Source organism: Bradyrhizobium sp., assembly GCF_049581145.1.
GTDB lineage: Bacteria > Pseudomonadota > Alphaproteobacteria > Rhizobiales > Xanthobacteraceae > Bradyrhizobium.
Genome location: NZ_JBAURI010000613.1, coordinates 1 through 3,398 on the forward strand (window position 1 = coordinate 1; position 3,398 = coordinate 3,398).

Consider the following 3,398-nt stretch of genomic DNA (forward strand, 5'->3'; position numbering starts at 1 on the left):
CTCATGCTTGATCTTGCCCTCGAACGCGTCGTGGGTCTCGGCCGAGACGACCGCGCCCGGCTCGACCGTGAGCACCGGCTTGACGTAGGGACCATAGACATAATGGTACGTGCCCTGATCTGCTTCGGTGATCGTATAGCTCGCGCCTTGCTTGCCCTTGGCGACGCCCTTCTGCGCCATGATGGAATTTTCCTGCCAGGCCATCGATGTTCTCCTTCCTTGGTGACGTCCTTGTTGCTCGCTTCCTTGGACTCGCCTCACACCGCGAGATGGCGGCGCATTTCGGCGTCGTCGTCAAGCGCATCGCGGTCGAGACTTGCGACGATGCGGCCTTTGTCCATCACATAGCAGCGCTGCGCCATGGCGCGGATCATGTCGAGATTCTGCTCGACCAGAATGATGGTCATGCCGGTCCGGGCGTTGATCGCGGCCATGTTGCGCGCGATGTCCTGGACGATGCTGGGCTGAATGCCTTCCGAGGGTTCATCGAGCAGAATGAGGCTGGGATCGGCGATCAGCACGCGCCCGATCGCAAGCTGCTGCTGTTGGCCGCCGGACAGGGTACCGGCGCGCTGACTCCAGCGCTCGGCAAGGATCGGGAAGGCCTCGACGACCCGCCGCCGTCCCTCCTCGGGGATGCCGCCCTTGATCGCGGCGCCGACGGCGATGTTCTCGGCCACCGTCAGGCGCGGAAACACGTCGCGCCCCTGCGGCACGTAGCCGATGCCGAGCCGCGCCCGCTTGTGCGCAGGAACCAGCTCGATCGCCTCGCCGCGATAGACGATCGAGCCGCTCATCGCCGGCACCAGCCCGATCAGGCTTTTCATCAAGGTGGATTTGCCGACGCCGTTGCGGCCGATCACGGCAACGATCTCACCTTCCCGCACCTCGATCTCGAGCCCTTGCAGCACCGGCTTGCCGCCATAGCCGGCGCGCAGGCCGAGGGTCGAAAGGATGACTTCCTTACGCATGGTCATGAACGAGCGCTTGGGTGTGAGCCTGGCCCAGATAGATCGCGGCGACACGCTCGTCGGCGATGATCTCGTCGATCGAGCCTTGCGCGAACACCTGCCCCAGATGCAGCACGGTCACACGTTGCGCGACCTGCCGCACGAATGCCATGTCGTGCTCGATCGCCAGCACGGTCATGCCCTCGCTGTTGAGCCGCTGCACCATCTCGCCGGTCAGGTGCGTCTCTTCCGGTGACATGCCCGCGGTCGGCTCGTCGAGCAGCAACAGGCGCGGCTTGAGGCTGATCGCCATGCCGATTTCCAGCCACTGCTTCTGGCCATGGCTGAGATTGCCGGCCTTCTGGGCCTGCTCGGCACCGAGGCCGAGGAAGCCCACGAGCCGGTCGATCTCCGCGGCGAGCGCGGCACCGCGATGCCGGCTCTGCAGCGCGATTTCGAGATTCTGGCGCACCGACAGGCCCTTGAACACGCCCGGCACCTGGAACTTGACCGACAGGCCGCGGTGGATGCGGGCGAAGGATTTGAACGCCGTGATGTTTTCACCCGCGAAATAGATGTCACCGCTGCCGGGAGCGAATTCGCCGAGGATCAGCCTGAACAGGGTGCTCTTGCCGGCGCCGTTCGGACCGATCAGGCAATGAATCTCGCCTTCCTCCAGCGCGAGGTCGACCGCGTTGGTGACATGGAGTCCGCCAAAATGCTTGTTGAGTCCGCGGAGTTCGAGCAGCGCCATCAGCCGTCACCTCGCTTGCCGCGCGTCGCGAGGCGCGAGACCAGGTTCATGGCCGTCAGCACGAGCCCGTTCGGCGCGATCAGCACCGTCAACACCAGCAGCACGCCCATGACCACAAGTGCATACTGGCTGCCATAGATGGTCAGGGCCTGGAAGCCCGCGAGCACCAGCAATGTTCCGATCAAGGTCGAGGTCAGGTCGGAGCGTCCGCCGACCGCGACCCAGATCAAAGGCAGCGCCGCCGCCGTCATGCCCATGCTCGAGGGCGTGATGTACTGGCCCCACGCCGTGTAGAGCACGCCCGAAAGGCCGGCGAGCGCGGCACCAATCACGAAGGTGACGAGCTGATACTTCCTGATGTCGTAACCCAGCATTTCCGCGCGCTCGGGGTTTTCCCTGATAGCGACGATCACATTGCCGAAGGCGGAGTTCATCAGGATGCGCAGGCCGAGATAGACCAGGACCAGGAGCGCCAGCACGAAATAATAAAGGCCGATATCGGCGAACAGCACGATGTCCTCGCCGGGCCACGGGATGGTGATCGGCGGCATCGCGCTCATGCCGTTGAAGCCGTTCAACCGGGCCGTGCCGATGTGCCACTCGGGACCTGCGGTCTGGGCCATGAAGCGCTCCAGCATCAGCGTCACCGCAAGCGTGACGATGCCGAGGAAGACGCCGGAGATGCGGCCGAAGAACATGAAATAGCCGAGCAGCAGCGCAAACAGCGCGGCGATGGCAATCGAAAGCAACAGCGCAACCAGCGTAAAGCCATCGGCGGCCTCGAAATTGATGGTCAAGACGCCATAGCCATAACCGGCGATGCCGAAGAACGCGGTCTGCCCGAAGCTCAGCGCGCCGCCATAGCCCCAGATCAGGCACAGGCTGAGCGCGATGAACACCCAGACGAAGAAATACACGGTGTTGCCGACGGTGTAGCCATCGGCAAACAGCGGATAGGCACAGGCGAACGCCAGCACGATCGCGAACAGGGTCCAGAACGCCGGACCACGGCCGACCGTCTGCGGCCCCTCGAGTCGCCCAAGCAAAGCGATCAAGCCGTTCACGGCCGCTCATCCATCAGTTGCGCCAGCATCAGATATGCCCGCGCCAGGTTTGTCCGCACCAGGTCTGCCCGCATCAGGTCTGCCCGCATCAGGTCTGCCGGCATCAGGTGCGCTCGCGCAGCACGAATCCGGAGATGCCCTTTGGCAGCACCCGGACCACGATGATCACGGCGACCAGAAGACCGATCTGTCCGAACAATTGCCCCTGCCAGGAGGTCATCGCCGACTTCACCACCGCAAGCACCGCGCCGGCCGGCGCCGTGCCCAGGAAGACGTCGGCGCCGCCGATCACGACGGTGACGAAGGCTTCCATGATGAAGGTCGCGCCCATGGTCGGAACCAGGGTCATGGTTGGAGCATACAGGCCCCCGGCGAGGCCCGCGAGCCCGGCGCCGCAGGCGAAGGTCAGGCTGTAGATGACGCGCGTGTCCACGCCGAGCGCCGCGGCCATATGCGGAACCTGGATGGTGGCGCGGGCCAGCACGCCGAACCGGGTCGAGTTGAACAGCATATAGAGCCCGGCCAGCACGCCGAGCGCGGCGGCGAACAGCACCAGGCGATAGATGGAATAGGAATACTGGCCGACCTGAAAGCTGCCGAACGGAGTCCCGACCCCGGTCATGCTGGAGC

At 64.5% G+C, this 3,398-nt stretch carries 5 protein-coding genes and 1 pseudogene; all 6 read right to left on the reverse strand.

The genetic code is table 11. From position 1 onward, the window contains the following. A pseudogene (locus WCB02_RS20100) lies at positions 1 to 204 on the reverse strand (acetamidase/formamidase family protein); the annotation flags it as partial. Between the two features lie 53 nt (positions 205 to 257). Continuing rightward, positions 258 to 971 (reverse strand): ABC transporter ATP-binding protein, encoded by a 714-nt coding sequence (locus WCB02_RS20105; protein WP_423960753.1) that lies wholly within the window; start codon positions 969 to 971, stop codon positions 258 to 260. Continuing rightward, complete coding sequence (locus tag WCB02_RS20110) at positions 964 to 1,704, reverse strand: ATP-binding cassette domain-containing protein (RefSeq protein WP_423960745.1); 741 nt, start codon at positions 1,702 to 1,704, stop codon at positions 964 to 966. The genes WCB02_RS20105 and WCB02_RS20110 overlap by 8 nt, the downstream gene beginning before the upstream one ends. Continuing rightward, positions 1,704 to 2,768: a branched-chain amino acid ABC transporter permease gene (locus WCB02_RS20115; protein ID WP_423960747.1), complete on the reverse strand. Its 1,065-nt coding sequence runs from the start codon at positions 2,766 to 2,768 to the stop codon at positions 1,704 to 1,706. The genes WCB02_RS20110 and WCB02_RS20115 overlap by 1 nt, the downstream gene beginning before the upstream one ends. Beyond that, entirely contained in the window at positions 2,765 to 2,872 is a 108-nt protein-coding gene (locus tag WCB02_RS20120) for a pentapeptide repeat-containing protein (protein WP_423960749.1), read from the reverse strand. Before WCB02_RS20120 ends, WCB02_RS20115 begins: the two co-directional genes overlap by 4 nt. Continuing rightward, positions 2,872 to 3,398: ABC transporter permease subunit (locus WCB02_RS20125; RefSeq protein ID WP_423960750.1), on the reverse strand; the 527-nt coding region annotated here is incomplete at its 5' end. The genes WCB02_RS20120 and WCB02_RS20125, both read right to left, overlap by 1 nt.